The following is a 22,331-nucleotide window of genomic DNA, read 5'->3' as shown; positions in this document are numbered from 1 at the left end:
TTCCTCCTAGCTGTTCTTCGGTATTTCCAAAATTGCCCCCCGGTTGCCGGAAGTAACCATAGAGGCATATCGCGCAAGATATCCCGTTTTTACTTTCGGTTCTCTAGGCTGCCAGTTCTCTTTTCTTCGTGCCATCTCTTCGTCTGAAATGTCAACCTCCAGTTTCAACTCTGGAATATTGATCTTAATAATGTCGCCTTCTTCTAAAAGTGCAATTGGGCCGCCTACTGCTGCTTCTGGGGAAACATGCCCGATAGAAGCGCCTCTGGAAGCGCCGCTGAATCTTCCGTCTGTGATCAGTGCCACACTGGATCCAAGCCCATAGCCTGCAATCGCAGAAGTAGGATTCAACATTTCACGCATGCCGGGCCCTCCCTTTGGCCCTTCGTAACGGATGACTATCACATCTCCCGGATGGATTTTTCCCCCTTTAATTGCGGCTGTTGCCTCTTCATCACTTTCAAAAATACGCGCCGGCCCTTCATGGACAAGCATTTCATCTACTACCGCAGAACGTTTTACTACGCTTCCGTCAGGCGCAAGATTTCCTTTCAACACCGCAAGTCCGCCTGTCTTGCTGTAGGGATTTTCAATAGGACGGATCACTTCTGGATTTTTATTGACACAGCCTTCTATATTTTCACCGATTGTTTTTCCTGTCACCGTCATACAGTCTGTATGAAGCAATCCTTTTTTGTTCAGCTCATGCATTACAGCATAAACGCCGCCTGCCTCGTTTAAGTCTTCAATATATGTATGCCCTGCCGGCGCCAGATGACAGAGATTTGGCGTTTTTTCACTGATGCCGTTGGCAAAATCAATCTCAAAATCCATGCCTATTTCATGGGCGATTGCCGGAATATGCAGCATACTGTTCGTAGAACATCCAAGCGCCATATCCACTGTCAGCGCGTTTAAAACAGCCTCCTGCGTCATAATATCGCGGGGACGTATATTTTTGCGCACTAACTCCATCACCTGCATACCGGCGTGCTTTGCAAGCTGCAGTCTGGCAGAATACACTGCCGGAATGGTTCCGTTTCCTTTCAGCCCCATGCCCAGCGCCTCTGTCAGACAATTCATGCTGTTTGCTGTATACATGCCAGAACAAGAGCCGCAGGTCGGACATGCTTTGTTTTCAAACTCACAGATATCTGCATCTGTCATTTTTCCTGCCGCGTAGCTTCCCACTGCCTCGAACATACTGGAAAGGCTTGTTTTAGAACCTTTCACATGTCCTGCAAGCATCGGGCCGCCGCTGACAAAAATCGTCGGAATGTTGACGCGCGCCGCCGCCATCAAAAGTCCCGGCACATTTTTGTCACAGTTTGGAATCATGACCAGACCGTCAAACTGATGTGCCATTGCCAGTGCTTCTGTGGAATCTGCGATTAAGTCCCTCGTGACAAGGGAATACTTCATCCCAATATGCCCCATTGCAATTCCATCACAGACAGCAATCGCCGGAACCATGATCGGTGTCCCTCCTGCCATTGCAACTCCCATCTTTACGGCCTCTGTAATCTTATCCAGATTCATATGTCCAGGTACAATTTCATTATAGGAGCTCACCACCCCGATAAGCGGACGCTCCAGCTCCTCCTGCGTCATTCCCAAAGCATTAAAAAGGGAACGGTGCGGTGCTTGCTGCACCCCCTTTGTAACAGTATCACTTCTCATCTTTTTTCCTCCTGTTTTTTATTTCTGTCTGACGATTTCTATATTATTTAATATAGGAACAAATTCGATCTCCCATTTCAGATGTTCCGATTTGTTTTTTTCCCTCTGACATAATATCCACTGTGCGGTATCCTGCCCTCAATGTTTTTTCCACCGCTGCTTCTACCGCGTCAGCCGCTTTGTCCAGATCAAAGGAGAAACGCAGCATCATTGCCGCAGAAAGGATCGTCGCAATCGGATTGGCAATCCCTTTTTCTGCGATATCTGGGGCAGAACCGCCGCTTGGTTCATATAATCCAAATTTCGTCTCATTCAGACTTGCAGATGCAAGCATTCCGATAGAGCCAGTTACCATACTTGCCTCATCAGAGAGAATATCTCCAAACATGTTCTCCGTCAGGATCACGTCAAACTGTGCCGGATCTTTTACAAGCTGCATCGCACAATTATCTACCAGCATATGTTCCAGCGTCACATCTGGATATTCCGCCGCAGTCTCTTCTACGATTTTTCTCCATAATCTGGAAGAATCCAGCACGTTTGCCTTGTCAACGCTGGTTACTTTCTTTTTTCTCTTTCTGGCAATATCGAATCCTCTTTTTGCAATTCTGCGGATTTCTTCTTCATTATATGTAAGTTCGTCCCGCGCCGTCAGTATGCCGTTCTCTTCTTCTGTACTGCGCCTGCCAAAATACAGTCCTCCAGTCAGCTCCCGCATAATCATCATATCGAATCCGTCTTTGACAATCTCTTCTTTTAAAGGACACGCACCTTTTAACTCCTCATAGAGAACCGCCGGACGCAGGTTTGCAAACAAATTCAATTCTTTTCTGATACGCAGAAGCCCTGCTTCCGGACGTTTCGAAGGCTCTAGCTTATACCATGGGGAAACCTTTGCATCGCCTCCGATAGACCCCATCAGAACCGCCTGGTTTTCTTTTGCCTCCGAAATCGTCTCCTCTGTCAAAGGAACTCCATATGCGTCAATAGATGCTCCGCCCAGTAGAAGTTGTGTATATTGACAGGTAAACCCGTAATGCTCTCCTGTTTTGTCGAGAACCTTCATCGCCTCTTCTACGATTTCCGGTCCGATTCCATCTCCTTTGATTACACCGATCTTTAATTCCATATCTCTTCATCCTTCCAAACGTAAAAATACTAATTTTAATGATACTCCATTTCTTCAGGTGTTTCAAGTATTTCAGCATAAAAAACAGAGCACTCTCCGTTTTTTATATAGATAGAAGGAGCGCTGATCCTGTCCAAAGAATCAGCGCTCCTTCTATCTATATGGCAGGAATTTTATTTCCTTCCTATTGATATTCACTCTATGCCTTTTATTCTGCGCTCGGCTTTTCAATCTGCGCGATTGCAGATTTCTGCATTGGGATACGGCAGTTTTTGTTATTGCCAAATTCTACAATTACATCGTCATCCGTAATATCAATGATGACACCATAAAATCCGCTTGTCGTCAATGCTGTATCTCCAACTTCCATCGTAGAAAGCATTGCCTGTACCCTCTTCTGCTCCTTTTTCTGCGGACGCATAAGAAGAAACCACATACCTCCTAATACTACAGCATAGATAAGAATAATACCTATCATATCCATTTTGTTCCTTTCCTCCTAACTTCTATGGTCAAACCAATAAGATAACTATACACAAATTTTAGACAATCTTCAAGACCGTTTTTTATTTTATCGCTTTTTTAAGACAATTTTTATATTCTACGGCTGTTTTTCATTTTGCCTCATCATTCCGGTAAGCTTTTCTTTCTTGTATTCTTTATAATTTCCTGCCTCTATCGCCCCGCGAATTTCTTCCATCATATGATTGTAGAAATACAGATTGTGCAGTACACAAAGTCTCATTCCCAGCATCTCCTTTGCCTTTAATAAATGCCGGATATAGGCTCTGCTGTAGCTTTGACAGGCAGGACACTGACAGTTTTCTTCGATAGGTCTGCTGTCCAGTTCATACTTTGCATTAAACAGGTTTAGCTTTCCTCTGTTTGTATAGACATGTCCATGCCGCCCATTTCTGGTCGGATACACACAGTCAAAGAAATCTACTCCCCTGTCCACTGCCTCCAGGATATTGGCCGGCGTGCCTACGCCCATCAGATAAGTAGGTTTATCCTTTGGAAGATACGGGACGACTGCATCTAGAATTCTGTACATCTCCTCATGGCTTTCCCCTACGGCAAGACCGCCTACCGCATAACCGTCCAGATTAAGCTCTGCTATCTGCTGTGCATGTGCGATTCGAATGTCTTCATAGATGCCGCCCTGGTTGATTCCGAATAATAACTGCTCAGGATTCAGTGTGTGCGGCAGAGAATTCAGCCGCTTCATTTCTGTTTGGCAGCGCTTCAGCCATCTCGTAGTCCGCGCTACAGAATTTTCCATATATGTTTTATCTGCAACGCTGGAAGGACATTCGTCAAACGCCATTGCAATGGTAGATGCCAGATTTGACTGAATCTGCATACTCTCCTCTGGCCCCATGAAAATCTTTTTCCCATCTATGTGAGAATGAAAGTGCACGCCTTCCTCTTTAATTTTTCTTAAACCTGCAAGAGAAAATACCTGGAATCCTCCAGAGTCCGTCAAAATCGGTCTGTCCCAGTTCATAAATTTATGGAGCCCGCCTAATTTCCTGACGATTTCATCTCCCGGCCTTACATGCAGGTGATACGTATTAGAAAGCTCTACCTGTGTCCCTATCGTCCGCAGATCCTCTGTGGATACTGCTCCTTTAATAGCCGCAACAGTTCCTACATTCATGAATACCGGCGTCTCTATCGTGCCATGCACAGTTGTAAGCCTTCCCCGTTTTGCCATTCCATCTGTTTTTATTATTTCATACATCTGTCTTATTCTCCTGTTTTTTCCGGCACACCCAAAACTATCCTTGTTTGCTGCTGTCTTAGTTGTGGATGATAACCGGTGTTCCTAAAGACAGCATATTGAATAGAGCACCTGCCTGATCCAGAGGCATATTAATACAACCGTGGGATCCCAACCCATCTTGATACAAAGTACCGCCGAACGCAGGCTGCCAGGTAGCATCATGGAATCCGATGCCACTCCATGTCACTCTCATCCAGTATGCAACCGGCGTTTCGTACTCTGGTTTTCCTGTTGCAGGATCGATCTCTCCCACCAGGGTTTCATTTGGGCTTATTTCTAAAATGGAGTATACACCTGTAGGGGTAATTTTTTCTGGTATCGGAACCCCTGTTACCACGTCCGTCTCAAGTGCAATATTTCCGTCTACAATATACCACATATGCTGTGCAGACAGATCTACCTCCAGATAGGTTGTACCCCAGTCCTGTGCTCCATGTGCTGCCGCTGTCTGGTAGTAAGCGGGCTCCTTTGTCACAGTTTCACCATTTTTAATACTGTTTGTCAAAGCCTCAAATTCCGTATCTTCATCTATAGACCATCCATAGTCCCCACCCGAAACTTCTGCAGTCTTTCCCGTCGGAGTTGTAATTGTGCGCGTAGTTCCCTGCGTATCATAGGTATCTCCAAATTCCGTCAGCCATGCCCTCACCGCGTCTGTATTAAAGGTTACATTCATGTCACCGTCCACGGTAAGCCATCCAGATATCAAAGCCTTATCTACAACGACATCTTCTCCCATCGTATATGTGATGCTCGCCTTGCAGTAATTATTCATCGTATCACATGCCGCCTGTACTTCCTTTGATTCTGATGTAAACTTTGGTTCCGCATAGCAGCCTTCTTCTTTCATATCCAGCTTTGGTTTAAATTCTGAGATATACGTGTGTATCTTTTCTGACAAAACCTCCATATTTACAGCTGTTCCATAAGTTTCCGGTTCTATGACAAACTTCTCGCCGTCAAACTTCGGAGCAGCAGATACAGGCTGCGTCTGCTCCACCGTTACTGGTTTTAAATTTTGTATCAATGTATTCAGCGCATCTTCATCATAAGATACATCAACAGTCACCTTTTGGGTATTTTTTCCAAAAAATGCTTTCGGCCACAGAAAACCATTCTGCTTTTTCAATGCATCCTGAATATCGGAGTTTTCTTCATATGTCAGCGAAATGTCATCTCCGTCGATTATATCAGACTGGTTGTCCTTTTCCAGAATCTCCAGTTGATAATCCTTCACCTGTTCTTTCATATATGCTTCTACATCCGCCGCTGACTTTCCAGAGAAATCATGTCCGTTAATCTCTGTATTTACAAAGAAATGACTCATAAAAAATATGGAAATTCCAATATAAACAACTGCCAGTGCGCCAAGAATACTCCCACCGATAATCAACGGTTTCTTTTTGCCTTTTTTCCGTCCTGTTCCTCCGCGTCTTTTCCCTTTTTTCTCCTTTTCTTCTGATTCAGAAAAGTCATCCTCTAAATCGTCTTCTCCTAAAATTTCTATATCTTCGTATCCATCATCTTCGTGCGCATCATACACTTCGTCTTCTGCGCCGTCTGCATCATCAAAGTCATCATCTAGATAATACGCTTCTTCCTGCATTTCTTTACTTTTTGACTTTGTTTTATTTTCATCTTCAGAAGTAGGTACATGTTTCCTTTTTATGTCCTTATCGCTCATATAGTAGGGCTCCTTCTCTTTTACTCAATATCTGGACACCATTATAGTACGAAACTGCAAAAAAGTACAGTATTATCTGCTTTCTTAAAACTTTCTTAAAACAATTTTACATTTTTTTCAATAAATATACATAATATCCATACAAAACTCGTTGCACCTGTGATTTTTCGCTCTTATAATTCCACTCTTGTCAACATAGGATAGTTTCTTTATAATGTGTTTGTATCAGTTCAGCCATACAGTGTGCGGGAAGCATAAAACATGCTTCAGTCAGAAAGGAGTTTTCTATGAGTGGTTCTACATTTGGCAAAATATTTCGCGTTACAACCTGGGGGGAATCCCACGGTGCTGCCGTCGGGGTAATCGTAGACGGATGTCCTGCCGGCCTTTCTCTTTCGGAAGCAGATATACAGACATTTTTAGACAGACGTAAACCCGGTCAGAATAAATATACAACCAGAAGAAGTGAGGCGGATACTGTAGAAATTCTTTCCGGTGTATTTGAAGGATATACCACAGGCACCCCGATTTCCATGGTCGTGCGCAATAAAGATCAGCGTTCCCGCGACTATGGAAACATTGCTGCCACGTACCGTCCGGGACATGCAGATTATCCGTTTCAAGAAAAATACGGTTTTCGTGACTACAGAGGCGGCGGACGTTCTTCCGGAAGAGAGACCATCGGAAGAGTCGCCGCAGGTGCAGTTGCTTCTCTCATATTAAGGGAGCTTGGCATTACCGTAAAAGCCTATACCAAATCCATTGGCCCCTACAAAGTTGAAGCAAATGCATATCACTTTTCAGAAATTGAAGAGAATCCACTCTTCATGCCTAACAATGAAGTAGCCCAACAGGCACAGGCATACTTAGATACTTTGATAAAAGAGCTGAATTCCAGCGGTGGAACTATCGAATGTATCGCCAAAGGACTTCCCGCTGGAATCGGTGAACCTGTTTTTGACAAGCTTGACGCCCTTCTGGCGCAGGCAGTCATGTCCGTAGGCGCTGTCAAAGCAGTGGAAATTGGCGACGGAATCTCCGTAGCTGCCGCAGTCGGCAGTGAAAACAATGATCCCTTCTTCATGGATAAGGGGAAAGTTTCGAAACGTACCAACCATTCCGGAGGTACCCTCGGAGGAATGAGCGACGGTTCTCCTCTGGTTTTGCGTGCAAGTATAAAGCCCACCTCGTCTATTGCCCGCAAACAGCACACAGTTACCATAGACGGCCAAGACACCGAGATTTCCATACATGGACGACATGATCCTGTTATCGTGCCCCGTGCCGTAGTTGTCATTGAATCTATGACAGCAATTACCTTAACAGATCTTCTTTTGCAGAATTTATCCAGTAAAATGAAACACTTAAAAAAAGTTTATGCGGAGGATAAAAATGTCGAATAAGCTGATTGACATTCAAGACATTACAAAATCCTATGACGGCACTATAGTTCTGGACAAGCTAAATCTTTATATCCGCGAAAATGAATTTCTGACTTTACTAGGACCAAGCGGTTGCGGTAAAACTACCCTATTGCGTATATTAGGAGGGTTTGAGACACCTGACTCCGGTAATATTATTTTTGACGGTAAAAATATCAATCAACTGCCTCCCAACCGCAGGCAGTTGAACACTGTTTTCCAGAAATATGCACTGTTTTCCCATATGTCCATAGCTGAAAATATTGCTTTTGGACTAAAAATAAAGAAAAAATCCAAGGCTTATATTCAAGATAAAATTCGATACGCCCTCAAGCTCGTAAACCTGGAAGGCTATGAAGAACGTTTTGCAGATTCTCTAAGCGGCGGCCAGCAGCAGCGTATTGCAATTGCCCGCGCTATTGTCAACGAGCCAAAAGTCCTTCTTTTAGACGAACCCCTTGGCGCGCTTGATTTAAAGCTCCGTCAAGATATGCAGTACGAGCTGATACGTCTAAAAAATGAGCTGGGAATCACTTTTATCTATGTCACACATGATCAAGAAGAAGCGCTTACCATGTCTGATACCATTGTTGTTATGAATCAGGGATACATTCAGCAAATTGGTACTCCAGAGGATATTTACAATGAACCTCAAAATGCCTTTGTAGCTGACTTTATCGGTGACAGCAACATTCTTCCTGCAACTATGGTGCAAGATAAGGTAGTGAAAATGCTGGGTTCCGTCTGGAAGTGTGTAGATGTCGGATTTGGACGCGGCACTCCTGTTGATGCGGTGATCCGGCCAGAGGATATTGACCTTGTAAAGCCTGAAGAAGGCACGATTGAAGGGGTGGTCACTCATCTGATTTTTAAGGGAGTTCACTATGAAATGGAAGTTCTTGCTAATAACTATGAGCTTCTCGTACATAGTACAGATATGGTTCCTGTGGGAACAGAAGTAGGAATAAAAGTCGATCCTTTTGATATACAGATTATGAAAAAACCAGAATCAGAGGATGAGGAGGCAGTAGGAATTGAAGAGTAGGAAATTACTTACAGGCCCGTACCTGTTCTGGTCTGTATCTTTTGTTATCATCCCGCTTTTCATGATTGTCTATTACGGACTGACAGATAAAGAAGGCGGGTTTACCCTGTTAAACCTGGCACGTATAACAACACCCGAGAACTTAAAGGCGCTCGGTCTTTCTCTGTTGCTTTCTTTGGGCAGTACTCTTATCTGCCTGCTTCTGGCCTATCCTCTTGCCATGATACTGGCAGAAAAAAAGGTGCGGCAATCCAGTTTTATTGTATTGATCTTTATTTTGCCTATGTGGATGAATTTTCTTCTGCGAACGCTGGCATGGCAGAATCTTCTGGAAAAAAACGGAGTCCTCAACAATATACTGCATTTTTTTCATCTGCCGTCCCTGACGATCATCAATACTCCCTACGCAATTATATTAGGTATGGTTTACAATTTTCTTCCTTTTATGGTACTTCCTATTTATAATGTCCTCGTTAAAATTGATCGAGATGTTATCTTTGCTGCCAGAGACCTGGGTGCAAATACAATACAGACATTTACAAAAATCATATTTCCTTTGAGTCTTCCTGGCATCATCAGCGGAATTACAATGGTATTTGTTCCTTCTCTTACCACTTTTGTTATCTCTGATTTACTTGGAGGAAGTAAAATTCTGCTTATTGGCAATGTCATCGAGCAGGAATTTAAACAAGGGAGTAACTGGAATACAGGTTCCGGACTCTCTCTCGTACTGATGATTTTTATCATCGCAAGTATGGCTCTGATCGCCAAGTATGACAAAGACGGGGAGGGAAATGCATTCTGATGAAAAATATAGCAAAAAAAATCTATCTGACACTTATCTTTCTTTTACTGTACGCTCCTATCGCCACCTTGATCGTGCTTTCCTTCAACAATACAAAAACCCGTTCAAAATGGGGAGGCTTCACCGGCAAATGGTACCTTTCTTTATTCCATAATCAAGATATTATGAACGCGTTATATACAACCTTGATTATTGCTCTCTTATCTGCTCTTATCGCTACTGTATTAGGTACTGCTGCTGCGATTGGCATGCAGGCGATGAAATCAAAAATTCGGACATTTTTACTGGGAATTACAAATATTCCCATGCTCAATGCAGATATTGTGACTGGAATTTCCCTGATGCTTCTATTTATCGCTTGGCGCTTCACACTCGGGTTTTCAACTATTTTGTTAGCTCATATTACATTTAATATCCCTTATGTCATATTAAGTGTGCTTCCAAAATTAAAACAAACAAATAAAAATATATATGAAGCAGCGCTCGACTTAGGAGCTTCTCCTGTTTACGCGTTTTACAAGGTGGTCTTTCCTGACATACTTCCGGGTGTTTTTTCTGGATTTCTTTTGGCTTTTACTATGTCCTTAGATGATTTTGTCATAACCCATTTTACCAAGGGGCCTGGGATTGATACACTTTCTACGAAAATATACAGCGAGGTCAGAAAAGGAATTAAGCCAGAAATGTATGCACTGTCCACGATTCTGTTTCTGACCGTACTGCTTCTTCTGATTCTTGTAAACTTTACACCGGATACACAGAAAGAAGATAAGAAAAAAAGTAGGAAAATTACACATATACACAAAATCTCCAGCCTTATATTCAAAAAGGCAGTACCGGCTCTTATGGTAATCGTCATTACAGCCGGCGGAATATTCTATCATTCCCGGAATCAAATGTCCACGCAGAATCAAGTTATTGTTTACAACTGGGGAGAATATTTAGATCCGGACGCTGTCTCTATGTTTGAGAAAGAGACTGGTATTGATGTAGTATACGAAGAATATGAAACAAACGAAATCATGTATCCTAAAGTCCAGTCCGGTGCGATTGCCTATGATGTGGTCTGTCCTTCTGACTATATGGTACAACGTATGATTGAAAACGATCTGCTTGCAGAGATAAATTATAATAACATTCCCAACCTGGAATACATTGGGGATATTTATATGGAACAGTCTAAACAATTCGATCCTGAGAACAAATATTCTATTCCCTATCTATGGGGAACTGTTGGCATCCTCTATAATAAATCTATGGTAGATGAACCAGTCGACAGTTGGGGAATCCTTTGGGATGAAAAATATGAAGATAATATACTCATGCAGGATAGTGTCCGAGATGCTTTTGGCGTTGCTTTGAAATACTTAGGTTATTCGCTGAATTCTACGGATCTGGATGAACTAGAGGCGGCCAAAAAATTATTAATCGCCCAGAAACCTCTTGTTCAGGCATATGTCATAGATCAGGTACGTGACAAGATGATTGGAAATGAAGCAGCACTCGGAGTCATCTATTCTGGGGAAGCGCTTTACTGCCAAATGGAAAATCCCGATTTGGAATATGTAATTCCTAAAGAAGGTTCTAATCTCTGGATTGATTCCTGGGTAATTCCTGAAAATGCCAGGCACAAAGAAAATGCTGAAAAGTTCATCAATTTTCTCTGTCGTCCAGACATTGCCAAAATGAATTTTGACTATATTACTTATTCCATCCCCAATACTGCCGGGCGCGAACTCATAGAGGACGAATCTGTCCGAAACAGCACCATCGCTTTTCCAGATCCTTCACAGCTTACAAACTGTGAAACCTTCCAGTTCCTCGGAGATGAAAACGATACACTCTATAATCAACTATGGAGAGAAGTAAAATCCCAATAAATAAAGTTAATTGACAAAAATAATCCGCGCAGGAGGGCGTGTGTTGCAACGTTCGTCAGGGCTTCGCCGAGATTCCTCACTTTTGCAACACACGCCCTCCCTCGCTTACACTTTCGCCAGCTTAAGTTTATAATTTCAGACAGAACAGAACCGGCTTCCCACTGCTACAGACTTCCAGTCAGAAGTTTTTCCGTTATCTATTGAGAGGCAACTTTCTCACAGAAATTCACAAAAAAAGAAATCGGCTTCGCTTTGCTATAAATCTCCACTTAGAAGTATCTATATTACTTCCTAATTGGAAATGTATAGCAGCGTGAAGCCGATTTTTTCCGCCTAGAACTATAAACTTAAGCTGCGAAAGTGTAAGTGTGAAAGAGATGCTTTGCGTGAGTGAGGAATTTCGGCGAAGCCCTGACGAACGATGCAAAGCGTCTCTTTCACACGTCTCTTTTGTCACTTAGTTGTATATTCTAATCATAGATTATAAGTGCCATAAACACTAACGGCTCTATCCCTGTATTTTTGAGTGCATGTCCTTTTCCATCTGGGGTATAGGTTACATCTCCTGGTTTTACAGGACGGATATTCCCATTGTCATTGTACTCTCCTTCTCCTGACAGAATATAATACGTTTCACTATTCTGATGGTGTTCATGGTAGCCCAGACTGCACCCATGCTCCAGAGTCACTTCCGCATACATTTTACATTTTCCGTTTAATTCTTTCTCTCCTAAAAGACGTTTGATAATTACATGTCCTTCCCCGCCGCACATGTTTTCTACTCTTTCTATTTTCATAGATGATCCCTCTTTTCTTATAATTTTATAACTTTCTTAATTTTAGCACTTTTTTGCATACTCTGTCCAGAGGATCTATACTATAATCCGCCTCCCTAGTTTCTTATGGTTCTTCTACTTTCAGCTTTACAAGGCTGTTTGCTTTCTTCTTTAAATTGTCTCGGTATCCTATTCCTCGGTAGCGCTGAATCTGCAATGTAGTGCGTCCCATCTGTTCCGCTGTCTGTTCTTTGGTCGCTCCATACGCAAACAAATTATATGCACATGTATTTCTTACGGCCTGTGCACTGTATGGAGGAATTCCTGCCTTCTTCGTATACTTTCTCATCATACGGCTTAGATACATACTGTTCAGCCTGCGTCCGCTGCGGTTATAAAACAAGCTCTGAAATCTTTGTCGTCCCTTCATATATTTTTCTAATATGTTCCAGGCATCCTCTGGAATATAACAAGGTTCCTTTCTTCCCTGTACAATCGCATAGGCACCCTCCTCATATAAAGCAAAATTTTCTTCTGAATTTAAGGAAACAATTTCACTAGAGGATAGTCCAGCCCGATACATTAATGTCAAAATCGTATAGGCCATTCTGTCCTCTTTGGCTGCTTCAAGAAGCGCATCCATATCCTCAATTGGAATATAACGTGCAAACTTTTCATCCTTTGCCATTCCCTTCAAGTATGGATAAAAATAATCCTGAAATGTACTTCCGGCAGTTTCATCCTTTTCCGCTGTAAATACTGCAAAAGAATGTAATTCCCGAAATTTTTTTGTGGCGGTAAGTGCGCTGATTTTTCCTCTTTTTACACGCTCCTTTGAAAATTCAAAATAAGCCCTGACATCCTCTTCCGCCGTCTTTACGAATGGTTTTTCAGTAAACTGGCAAAATTCCTGTATATCAGACCAATACGAAAGCGATGTTGTCTCGCTTTTAAAATGCAGGCAAAATAATTTCCATATATTCATATTGACAAATTCATTCGGAAAGTTTTGGCTCATTGTCTGCCCTCCTCCTGCCTTGTTTATATCTTTTAAATATGTTATTTATATTATTCATACTATAACATTTATTATAAATTCTATCAATACAAATATTTTTTCTATTCTTTGTACCCTGCCTTTTTAAATATGCTATAATTTAAAGGTATACTTACAAAAAATCAGCAGGAGGATTTTTATGGAATTTCAAAAAATCAGCTCTCCTTCTCTCAAGGAGCTCTTTATAGAACAATTAGAACATATGATACTCTCCGGCAAATTAAAAATTGGAGAAAAGTTACCGCCTGAACGCCAGCTTTCTGAAATGATGCAGGTCAGCCGTGCCGTTGTAAACAGTGGAATCTCTGAGCTTGAAAAAAAGGGATTTCTGATCGTGAAGCCTCGGAGTGGAACATATGTAGCAGACTACCGGAGAAAAGGAACGCTTGATACACTGATGTCGATTATGAAGTACAACGGCGGACGCATCCGCAATGAAGAGATCCGTTCCATTTTTGAAGTCCGCATTGCATTGGATACGTTGGCTGCAAGACTGTGCATCGACCGCATTACAGATGAAGAAATTCAACTTCTTTTTGAAATTGTAGAACATATTCACTATGCACAAACCATATCTGAAGCTATCCAATACGCCTTTGAGTTTCAGCACGAATTTGCTCTGCTCTCCAAAAACACTCTCCTGCCTTTGATATTTCAGTCCTTTCGTGCTCCTGTTTTTACCATGTGGGAACGTTTCTGTGACTTATACGGCATCCAGACTCTTTATGAGAGCAATTATAAAATGTGGACGTATATCCGCGACCGCGACACCGAAGGCGCTGTCTGCTGGATTGAACATTCTATGGAACAATGTATTGATGGGGAATGGAAGATCTATTACGATTAAGAGGAGAACCTTTCAGGACTACGTTCACTTATTTATAAGTTGTCCGCTAATTCCAAAATAGGTTCTCCTCTGTGATGATACAAAATGCCGGAGCATTTATTTCTGTTCTTCTGCCCTTGCCATTGCCAGCTTGAAGTCTCTTTGATCTGTAAAGATTTCCTGTTTGTATGGGTTTTTCTTTTGTTCTTTTGCCCGTTTGATAATCACGGCCAGGACAATCACATTTGCCGCCAATGCTAGAATCGCGATAATCCCCTGCATGGTCGGATCGGCAGATGTCGGCCGCACTGCTGCGTTCATCACGCCGTCTGTGTATACCGAAGAAATCGTAGTAAAACGGCTTTCATCCTGAAATAGTGGAAATACCTGTGCAAACATACACCAAAGCGCCAGTGTATTGGCGCGGTTTTGTATCCAGCCGCCTTTGTTCCATAACGCATTGGCAAACGTAGGAGCAAGCAAAAGAGCCAGACCACAGTACCATGCATGCGTCGGCAGGTTATTGTAGGTATATTCGAAATTCCATAAATCATACGCAATGATAAAGCAAAATGTCATATCCGGCCAAAGCATATCTTTTTTATCTCTGGAGGAATAGATTCCCCACCAGCCTGTCATACATAAAATGTTCAGAATTCCAGCAATTCCATTGACCCAGTTCCACCATCCGCCGTACAGCCATACATTCTCTGAGGAGAGCCACCAGCGGTCTCCATGTTCTGCGAGCGCCATTGCGCCCCGAATGCCAGACTCAAAATCACTTACCACTGCAATCAAGATATTGATCGCCACAATCAGAAATGGAAAGATTTTAAACCACTCTTTTTTCCCAATGCTCCATTTATATTTCAGCATCATAAAGCCAATACAGCCTGCCGTTGCAGCATAGAGCTTTGCATAATGAAACCAACTGTTCATATGCGTATAAGTAGGGTTATTAAGCGCCCATTCGGCCCCGCTTGCTGCTCCTACATATATAGCGATAAAATATACAGTCAGCGCAGCCGGAAGAATCAGAAAACAAAAGATTCCTCCCGCCTTTGTACGCCTTGCAATTTCATTTGCCAAAATCAGCCCTGCGAATACCAAGAGCCACCCTAAAAGCTGCCAGCCGGCATTATCTCCATAAATCTGAAATAACATCTTCCTTCCTCCTTTTCTTTTCCTCTCTGCCTTTTCTTCTTTGTCAACAGGCTTCTATCTCTTTGATGTTAAACTCATTCCCTGTCATAAGATATGTATGCTCCCCGGCACAGTAAGGGCAGGTTTTTCCATACTTTACTGTCTCATATGTCCTGCTGCAATCCTCACAAAAAGTCACTGCCGGAATCACTTCTATTAGAAGCTCTGCCCCGTTTAACAAGTCTGACTTTTTCACCGCCCATTTCCAACAATCCTTTAGATAAGAATCTGCCACACCAGAGACTTCCCCAATTTCCAATATCACACTGGCTACTTCTTTTAGCTGGTTTTCTTCTCCTATCTTTTCCAGACTATTGATAATATGGAATACAATTCCTAATTCATGCATTTTCTTTTCCCCTGTCTTTCCTGCCGAACCTGATTTTAAATTCTCGTTTCAGCATATAGGGCAGAATTGCCTTCATCTTATCTTCCGCTTTATACATCTTGCTGCACTCTGGATGCTCTCTATAAAGATGAATTGCATCAAACTCACATTTTGTAGTACATACACCGCAGCCAATACATTTGTTTTCATCCACAATAGACGCACCGCAGCTTAGGCATCTTGCTGTCTCTGTCTTTACCTGTTCCTCTGTAAATGTTTTCTGTACATCTTTGAAGGAATATCTGGCATCTATACTTGTATCTTTTTCCGGTATCTGTCTGGAGGAGGTATCATAAGCATCTAAAACAATATTTTCTTTGTCTAACTCTTTAAACTTTCTGCGGTTTCTTCCAATCGTCAGACTGCTGTTTGGCTGTACGAAGCGATGAATGGAAATTGCCCCTTCTTTTCCCGCCGCGATCGCATCGATTGCAAATTTGGGGCCGGTATATACATCCCCACCTACAAAAATATCTGGTTCCGCTGTTTGATAGGTAAGGGCGTCCGCCACAGCGCCATTTCCCCTGCCCAACTCTACCTTAGAATCTCTTAATAAATCTCCCCACAAGATACTCTGTCCGATACTTAAAAATACATGCTCACATTCTACTGTAATCGTCTCTTTCTCATCATATTTTGGGGAAAATCTGCCTGTTTCATCAAATACACTGACACATTTTTTTAAGACAATTCCACAGACGTTTCCTTCTTTTTGCAGTATTTCTTTTGGTCCCCATCCGCAGTTTATCTGTATATTTTCTTCCTCTGCTTCCCTTATCTCCTCAACAGAAGCCGGCATTTCCTCACGGCTTTCCAGACTAAACATGCACACTTCAAAAGCACCGCAGCGCACACTGGTTCTAGCTACATCCACCGCTACATTTCCACCGCCGATAACAACGGTTCTTCCTTTCATTTCCGGCGTTTCTTCTGCCGCTTTTCTTAAAAAATCTACCGCTGTCATAACGCCGTCTGCATCTTCTCCCGGTATTCCCGCCATTTTTCCGCCCTGGCATCCGATTGCTATATAAAATGCCTTGTATCCCTGCGCGCGTAATTCTTCCAGCGTAATATCCCTGCCTACCTCAACGCCGCAGCGAATGTCCACGCCCATCTCTTTGATAACGTCAATTTCCGCGTCCACTACATCCTTTTCTAATTTGAAAGACGGAATCCCATAGACCAGCATGCCGCCAGGCCGTTCATTTTTCTCAAATACAGTCGGTCTATATCCTTTCTCAGCCAGATAAAACGCGCAGCTTAATCCAGCGGGGCCGGCTCCGACAATCGCGATTTTTTCTGTAAACAGCCTTCCTGTGGTCGGCGGTATAATCGGGGGAATGTATCGTTCCTTTGCATCCAGATCTTTTCTTGCAATGAACTTTTTCACTTCGTCAATTGCCACCGCTTCGTCTACCGTTCCCCTTGTACATGCATCCTCACATCTTCGGTTACAGACATGCCCGCATACCGCAGGGAATGGATTTTCTTTCTTGATCAAGGCAAGTGCTTCCTTATATCTCCCCTGTGCTGCCATCTTCAAATATCCCTGCACAGCAATGTGCGCCGGACAGGCAGTCTTACATGGAGCAGTCCCCGTATCATAGCAATTAATACGGTTGTTGTCGCGGTATTCTTCATCCCATTTTTCCGGTCCCCATTTTACACGATCCGGAAGTTCCTGTTTCGGATAGATTACAGGGCCGTCTTTCGTACAGAGCTTCTGCCCTAATTTGACAGCTCCCGCCGGACAATATTCCACACACCGCCCACATGCCACACAGTCCTCTTTCGTTACCCGCGCCACATAGGCAGAACGAGACAGATTCGGTGTATTAAAGAGTTGGGAAGTGCGCAGTGCATAGCAGACATTGACATTACAGTTACAAATAGCAAATATCTTGTTCTCTCCGTCAATATTCGTTATCTGATGGACAAAGCCGTTGTCCTCCGCCCGTTTCAGTATTTCCATCACTTCGTCATATGTAATATAGCGTCCGCCTTTATTGGTCTCCACTACATAATCTGCCATGTCTCCTACTGCGATACACCAGTCTTCCGGATCATCCGCACACCCTTCATCAAATGTCTGTCTGGACATCCTGCAGGAACAAGGACTTGCCGCATATTTACCGTCGTACTTTTTCAGCCAATGAGAAATATGTTCTATATCTGCTGACTGATTTTCCATCTCAATTGCCTTTTCTACCGGAATAACGTGCATACCAATCCCAGCCCCGCCCGGAGGCACCATTGGAGTCACCTTCTCGAGAGGCAGTCTTGACATTCGTTCAAAGAAACGTCCCAGTTCTGGATGCTTCTCAAGCTGCTCTTTATTCATATTCGTAAATTCTGCACTTCCTGGCACAAACATTGGCAGAACATACTGTTTTTCGTGCGCCGGATTCTCCCAGTTATACTCCAAAAGCCCGACAACACACATTTCATGCAGCAGGTTCTCCAGTTCCTTTTCCTCTTTTTTCGTCACTGCCGCCAGTTGCTTTAATGTCATAGGCTTACGCACCTTCATCTTGAGTGCCACCTCTGCCATCTCATCTGTCACCACACTGGCAAGGCCCCAGTATTCCGGATCCTCCACGGTCACCTTATGCCCGATTCTGTCCGTAATCATCTGCCCCAGCTTCAGAATCTTTTCTCGTTCTTCGCTCATACTTTTTCCACCTCCTTAAATATTTCTACCTCTCTTTGAAGCCATTTACACCACGCTTCTATTCCTTCCCCTGTCTTCGCAGAAACAGGAATAATTTCCGCTTTCGGATTTCTCTTTCGTATATTTTCCTTGCATCTTTCCATGTCAAAGTCAAAATATGGCATTACATCGATCTTATTGATCAGTACCACATCACAGACAGAAAACATAAGCGGGTATTTTAATGGTTTGTCATCTCCCTCCGGCACACTTAGAATCATCGCATTTTTTACAGCACCTGTGTCAAATTCCGCAGGACAGACCAGATTTCCTACATTCTCCAGAATAACAAGGTCTGTGTCCTCCGCCTGAAGTCCGTCTAATCCCTGCATCGTCATATCCGCATCCAGGTGGCACATTCCACCCGTATGCAATTGAATCGTCTTTACTCCAAGTCCGGCAACCGTCTGGGCATCCACATCTGAATCAATATCCGCTTCCATAACTCCAATGCGTATTTTTTCTTTCAAATGTTCGATTGTCCGAACCAATGTCGTTGTCTTACCCGCACCAGGGGACGCCATCAGGTTTAACAGAAACACCTTTTTTTCCTTTAATGTCGTTCTGACTTCTTCTGCTCTCCTGTCATTGTCGGCAAAAACACTCTGCTTGATCTCCAGAACTTTAAATTTTTCCATTCCTTCGCCCCTCTCCATATTGGTTATACCAGATTTTGTTACTTTTTTATCATTATACTATTACGCACAATTTTTGTCAATTATTCGAATAATTATTGTACATTTTTCAAGTAAATTTTCGATTAATTTTTATAAAATACGAAAATTTCATTTTTGGTATCTGGTATAACCAAATCCATATCAAATAAACCCGTTACAGCTTCTTATACGCATCATAATTTTGAATAAGAACCTTGTTATGATATAAGAAAACTTCCCTTGTATTATAAAAAGGTATCGGCAGTTCCTAAAACAGAATTACCGATACCTTTTCTTGTCTTATTTTGTATTCTCTTATACTCTATACTGACTTTCTTATTTATTCACACTTTGTAAAATACATGGAGATTCCTTGTCCGCCGCCTATACACATACTGATCATGGCATCCTTTTTATCCGTCCTCATCAATTCATACAGCACTTTCACTGTCAGGATCACTCCTGTTGCGCCAATCGGATGTCCGATAGAAATACCGCCTCCATATATATTGACTTTTTCCGGATCCAGTCCCAGATCTCTTCTGACTGCATACGCCTGGCTTGCAAATGCCTCATTTATCTCAAACATATCAATGTCTTTTAGGTTAATCTCTAATTTTTCCGCCAGTTTTTCGCTGGAGAACTTCGGAGAGTATCCCATCAGCTCCGCGTCAAATCCCGCAACCGCATATCCTTCTATCTTCAGCTTTGGAATAACTCCCAGCGCTTCTGCCTTTTCTTTCGCCATAACCACGACCGCAGCCGCCCCGTCATTTAAACTGGAAGAATTACCCGCGGTGACTGTTCCGTCTTTTACAAAGCAAGGCCTTAATTTTGCCAGTTTCTCTATTGTCTGTCCGTCTCTTGGTCCTTCATCTGTATCAAAAATTGTTACATTTCCTTTCCTGTCTTTTAGTTCCACTGGCAGAATCTCTTCTTTAAATTTTCCTTCTTTGATCGCCTCACAAGCACGCCGATGACTTTCCAGGGCAAATTCATCCTGTTCTTCTCTTGTCACCTGGTATTTTTGTGCCACATTTTCCGCCGTTACACCGTTATGGTTTCCATCAAGAGGCCAAGTGAGGATATCAATCACTCCGTCCTCAAACACTTTATGTCCCATCCTCGCTCCCCAACGCGCATCCTTTACGTAATAAGGAAGCTGGGATATACTCTCCGCGCCTCCGGCAACCACTACATCCGCCTGCCCTGTCTGAATTTCCATCACAGCTTCTGCGATCGCCTGCAGGCTCGAACCACATTGGCGGTTAACGGAATATGCAGTCGTCTCTTTTGGCATTCCTGCTTTTAAGCTGATCGCTCTTGCCACAAATCCATTTTCAGCGATTTCCCCCACCTGTCCGATCACTACTTCATCTACCTCTGATGGTTCTATTCCTGCGCGGTTTACCGCTTCTTTTACCACCATTGCCCCCATGTCAATAGCAGAAATATTTTTCAAGCTTCCCCCAAAACTTCCCACCGGAAGTCTTACTCCACTGACAATCACTACTTCTCTCATATTTCTTCTCCTTTCATTTTCCACTCTTTCTTCTATTTCTAACTGTTATTGCTTTTCGCTCTCTTATTTGTTGTATTTATAAAATCCTTGTCCGCTTTTTCTTCCCAGATGTCCTGCTTTCACCATTGTCTCAAGAAGTGGACACGGTCTGTACTTGCTGTCGTGAAAACCATTATAAAGCCCTGTCATGGTTGCCAGCATCACATCCACTCCCACAAAATCCGTCAGCTCCAATGGCCCCATGGGATGATTCGCCCCTAGCTTCATAGCATTGTCTACATCCTCTGGCTTGCACCCTTCCATTACCATAAAAGCTGCTTCATTCTGCATAGGAACCAAAATACGGTTCACAATAAAGCCAGGATACTCCGGTGCATCTACTACCGTCTTGCCAAGACTGACAGCAAACTCTCTGACTTTGTTGTAGGTATCCTCGTCCGTCGCAATCCCGCGGATCAATTCCGCCAGTTTCATCACCGGCGCCGGATAGAAGAAATGTACACCCATGACTTTATGAGGCCGCATCGTCGCCGCCGCCATTTCAGAAATACTAAGTCCTGAAGTATTGGAAACCAGAATTGCGTCTGCATCTGCAATCTTATCAAGCTGCTCAAAAACCGTTTTCTTTAAATCTATTTTTTCCGGCACAGCTTCCACAACGATCGCACTGCCCTTTACCGCTTCCATCTGGCTGCTGTATGATATTTTTGATAGAATCTTCTCCTTTTCGTCTTCCGTCATACTACCTTTTTCGATCTTCCGCGCAAACAATTTCTCGATATTCGTCTTCGCCTTATCTATTGCCGGTTCAAACACGTCGATATTTACGACTTCGTATCCAGCCTGCGCGCATGTCTGGGCAATTCCACTGCCCATTAGTCCTGCTCCGATTACTGAAATCCTCATTTTTCTCCTCCTGTCTGATTGTCATACCTTGTCGGCCAAAGCCCGCCTTCCCTAAGGGAATGTATTGCGGTGCACCCTTAGGGTATATAGTTTCCTTATACGATCATTCCACCGCCTACATTGATCACTTCTGATGTAATATAGGCCGCCTCGTCAGATGCAAGGAAGGCTACCATATTTCCTACATCTGAAGGTTTTCCTGCATATCCTGCGGGAATTCTCTTCATCATACTCTCCCATGCTGCTCCGTCATTTACTTCTTTTAACTTCAGTGTCATATCTGTTTCAATAAACCCTGGACATATCACATTGCAGGTAATACCCTTTCGTGCATTTTCTCGCGCCGCTGTCTTTGTAAGCCCCACAACGCCCGCTTTTGCCGCCGCATAATTTGCCTGTCCGACATTTCCAAGCCAGCTTCCCGACGAAATATTAATGATTCTTCCATAACCTTTCTCACGCATATATTTTACAGCTTCCTGTGTTCCATAAAAGGTTCCTGTCAAATCCACGTCAATCACTGTATTCCAGTTTTCTACCGGCATCTTATGCAGCATGCCATCCCTGTTAATTCCGGCATTATTCACCATAATATCTAACTTACCATATGTATCGATCGCAAACTGCACCATAGATTGTACTTCTTCCTGTTTTGCCACATTCACCGTATATGCAGAGGCTTCTCCTCCCGTTTCTTTGATTTGTTTCACGGTTTCTTCCGCGGGAGCCATATCTGCCGCAATCACCTTTGCGCCTTCCTCCGCCAGCTTCACAGCGATTCCGCGCCCAAGTCCTCTGCCTGCTCCTGTTACAATTGCTACTTTTCCTTCCAGTCTCATTTTTCTTACCTCCATTTT

19 protein-coding genes are annotated in these 22,331 nt (G+C 43.1%); 5 read left to right on the top strand and 14 right to left on the bottom strand.

The genetic code is table 11. The features are described from left to right. Positions 1-6 precede the first annotated feature (6 nt). The 5 genes from ilvD to H8S37_RS02040 form a co-directional block, all read right to left on the bottom strand. Positions 7-1,680, bottom strand: a complete 1,674-nt coding sequence (gene ilvD / locus H8S37_RS02060) for a dihydroxy-acid dehydratase (protein ID WP_186874390.1) — start codon at positions 1,678-1,680, stop codon at positions 7-9. 43 nt (positions 1,681-1,723) lie between these two features. Continuing rightward, on the bottom strand, positions 1,724-2,809 hold the full coding sequence (gene leuB, locus H8S37_RS02055; protein ID WP_186874389.1) for a 3-isopropylmalate dehydrogenase: 1,086 nt from the start codon (positions 2,807-2,809) through the stop codon (positions 1,724-1,726). A gap of 208 nt (positions 2,810-3,017) precedes the next feature. Next, the gene (gene yajC / locus H8S37_RS02050) at positions 3,018-3,293 is read right to left on the bottom strand and encodes a preprotein translocase subunit YajC (RefSeq protein ID WP_330604805.1); all 276 of its coding nucleotides are present in this window, start codon (positions 3,291-3,293) and stop codon (positions 3,018-3,020) included. A 117-nt stretch (positions 3,294-3,410) separates the two neighbouring features. Then, complete coding sequence (tgt, locus tag H8S37_RS02045; RefSeq protein WP_186874388.1) at positions 3,411-4,553, bottom strand: tRNA guanosine(34) transglycosylase Tgt; 1,143 nt, start codon at positions 4,551-4,553, stop codon at positions 3,411-3,413. A 58-nt stretch (positions 4,554-4,611) separates the two neighbouring features. Then, positions 4,612-6,279, bottom strand: coding sequence for a L,D-transpeptidase family protein (locus tag H8S37_RS02040; RefSeq protein ID WP_243207039.1), 1,668 nt, complete (start codon positions 6,277-6,279; stop codon positions 4,612-4,614). A 287-nt stretch (positions 6,280-6,566) separates the two neighbouring features. Between H8S37_RS02040 and aroC the strand changes: the two genes are divergently transcribed. Genes aroC through H8S37_RS02020 form a run of 4 tightly spaced genes read left to right on the top strand, consistent with a single transcriptional unit; the run spans position 6,567 to position 11,430 of the window. Further along, a complete protein-coding gene (gene aroC / locus H8S37_RS02035; protein WP_186874387.1) occupies positions 6,567-7,682 on the top strand; it encodes a chorismate synthase in 1,116 nt (371 codons plus the stop codon). Beyond that, positions 7,672-8,745, top strand: coding sequence for an ABC transporter ATP-binding protein (locus H8S37_RS02030; RefSeq protein WP_186874386.1), 1,074 nt, complete (start codon positions 7,672-7,674; stop codon positions 8,743-8,745). The genes aroC and H8S37_RS02030 overlap by 11 nt, the downstream gene beginning before the upstream one ends. Continuing rightward, on the top strand, positions 8,735-9,550 hold the full coding sequence (locus H8S37_RS02025; RefSeq protein ID WP_186874385.1) for an ABC transporter permease: 816 nt from the start codon (positions 8,735-8,737) through the stop codon (positions 9,548-9,550). Before H8S37_RS02030 ends, H8S37_RS02025 begins: the two co-directional genes overlap by 11 nt. Next, the gene (locus H8S37_RS02020; protein ID WP_330604804.1) at positions 9,550-11,430 is read left to right on the top strand and encodes an extracellular solute-binding protein; all 1,881 of its coding nucleotides are present in this window, start codon (positions 9,550-9,552) and stop codon (positions 11,428-11,430) included. The genes H8S37_RS02025 and H8S37_RS02020 overlap by 1 nt, the downstream gene beginning before the upstream one ends. A gap of 470 nt (positions 11,431-11,900) precedes the next feature. On the opposite strand, the gene H8S37_RS02015 is transcribed toward H8S37_RS02020, so the two are convergent. Next, on the bottom strand, positions 11,901-12,227 hold the full coding sequence (locus H8S37_RS02015; protein ID WP_186874384.1) for a cupin domain-containing protein: 327 nt from the start codon (positions 12,225-12,227) through the stop codon (positions 11,901-11,903). Between the two features lie 103 nt (positions 12,228-12,330). Then, on the bottom strand, positions 12,331-13,224 hold the full coding sequence (locus H8S37_RS02010) for a tyrosine-type recombinase/integrase (protein WP_186874383.1): 894 nt from the start codon (positions 13,222-13,224) through the stop codon (positions 12,331-12,333). A 178-nt stretch (positions 13,225-13,402) separates the two neighbouring features. Between H8S37_RS02010 and H8S37_RS02005 the strand changes: the two genes are divergently transcribed. Further along, positions 13,403-14,110, top strand: coding sequence for a FadR/GntR family transcriptional regulator (locus tag H8S37_RS02005; protein WP_186874382.1), 708 nt, complete (start codon positions 13,403-13,405; stop codon positions 14,108-14,110). Positions 14,111-14,206: 96 nt separating this feature from the next. On the opposite strand, the gene H8S37_RS02000 is transcribed toward H8S37_RS02005, so the two are convergent. From H8S37_RS02000 to fabG, 7 genes are all read right to left on the bottom strand, one after another. Beyond that, a complete protein-coding gene (locus H8S37_RS02000; protein ID WP_186874381.1) occupies positions 14,207-15,253 on the bottom strand; it encodes a DUF5692 family protein in 1,047 nt (348 codons plus the stop codon). Positions 15,254-15,296: 43 nt separating this feature from the next. After that, on the bottom strand, positions 15,297-15,641 hold the full coding sequence (locus tag H8S37_RS01995) for a hydrogenase maturation nickel metallochaperone HypA (protein ID WP_186874380.1): 345 nt from the start codon (positions 15,639-15,641) through the stop codon (positions 15,297-15,299). Next, entirely contained in the window at positions 15,634-18,351 is a 2,718-nt protein-coding gene (locus H8S37_RS01990) for an FAD-dependent oxidoreductase (RefSeq protein ID WP_186874379.1), read from the bottom strand. The genes H8S37_RS01995 and H8S37_RS01990 overlap by 8 nt, the downstream gene beginning before the upstream one ends. Next, positions 18,348-19,028: a hydrogenase nickel incorporation protein HypB gene (gene hypB, locus H8S37_RS01985; protein ID WP_186874378.1), complete on the bottom strand. Its 681-nt coding sequence runs from the start codon at positions 19,026-19,028 to the stop codon at positions 18,348-18,350. Before hypB ends, H8S37_RS01990 begins: the two co-directional genes overlap by 4 nt. A 358-nt stretch (positions 19,029-19,386) precedes the next feature. Beyond that, positions 19,387-20,568, bottom strand: a complete 1,182-nt coding sequence (locus tag H8S37_RS01980; protein ID WP_186874377.1) for a thiolase family protein — start codon at positions 20,566-20,568, stop codon at positions 19,387-19,389. A 63-nt stretch (positions 20,569-20,631) separates the two neighbouring features. After that, entirely contained in the window at positions 20,632-21,474 is an 843-nt protein-coding gene (locus H8S37_RS01975; RefSeq protein ID WP_186874376.1) for a 3-hydroxyacyl-CoA dehydrogenase family protein, read from the bottom strand. A gap of 95 nt (positions 21,475-21,569) precedes the next feature. Further along, positions 21,570-22,313: a 3-oxoacyl-ACP reductase FabG gene (gene fabG / locus H8S37_RS01970; protein ID WP_186874375.1), complete on the bottom strand. Its 744-nt coding sequence runs from the start codon at positions 22,311-22,313 to the stop codon at positions 21,570-21,572. Between the last annotated feature and the right edge of the window lie 18 nt (positions 22,314-22,331).

Source organism: Mediterraneibacter hominis (assembly GCF_014287475.1).
GTDB classification, from domain to species: Bacteria; Bacillota; Clostridia; order Lachnospirales; family Lachnospiraceae; genus Mediterraneibacter; species Mediterraneibacter hominis.
Note: the sequence above shows the minus strand (reverse complement) of the source record. Positions and strands in the feature narration are given on the sequence as shown.